The 680-nt window shown below is 48.5% G+C and carries 2 pseudogenes; both read right to left on the bottom strand.

Annotation, left to right across the window (positions count from 1 at the left end):
• Window positions 1-627: pseudogene (gene vcrD, locus R7Z49_RS25325) on the bottom strand (SctV family type III secretion system export apparatus subunit VcrD); the annotation flags it as partial.
• Window positions 611-680 (bottom strand): annotated as a pseudogene (locus R7Z49_RS25320) (translocation protein Y); the annotation flags it as partial. The pseudogenes vcrD and R7Z49_RS25320, both read right to left, overlap by 17 nt.

Here is a 680-nt window from a genome sequence, read left to right as displayed (position 1 = left end):
GATGATCACCAAGCCCGCTATGGAGTCACCTTTTACGAACTTCATTGCGCCGTCCATCGAGCCGTACATTTGGCTCTCTTTCTCGATCAGAGAACGGCGATGACGTGCTTCGTGAACATCGATAACTCCAGCGCGCATGTCACCGTCGATACTCATCTGTTTGCCCGGCATGGCGTCAAGAGAGAATCTAGCACTAACTTCAGCAACACGCTCCGAACCTTTAGTGATCACCATAAACTGTACAATAGTGATGATCAGGAAGACCACGATACCAACGACAAGGTTGCCGCCAACAACAAAGTTACCAAAGGTGTAAACGATTTGACCCGCATCGCCTTGAAGCAGGATCAAACGTGTCGTGGTGATAGACAGCGACAAACGAAATAGCGTCGTGATCAGCAATACTGCCGGAAACGCCGAAAACTCCAGTGGCGTAGTGATGTAAATCGCCAACATCAGCAGCACGACAGCAATACTCATGTTTGCGCCGATCAGCACATCTACTAGTGCAGTTGGCAAAGGCAAAATCATCATAAAGACGATCGCCAGCAACATCACTGCGAGCATGATGTCTTTGCGTTGCCCTACTTTGTTTAGAATATCGATCAACTTATTCATGAGATTCACTATGTAAAGATTGCAGATAGCGTCGATGCGCTTGGCGTGCGCCCTCGACGTCA

The sequence above is a fragment of the Vibrio sp. 1562 genome (assembly GCF_033340155.1).
Lineage (GTDB): Bacteria > Pseudomonadota > Gammaproteobacteria > Enterobacterales > Vibrionaceae > Vibrio > Vibrio alginolyticus.
This window is presented reverse-complemented; position numbering and strand designations above follow the sequence as displayed.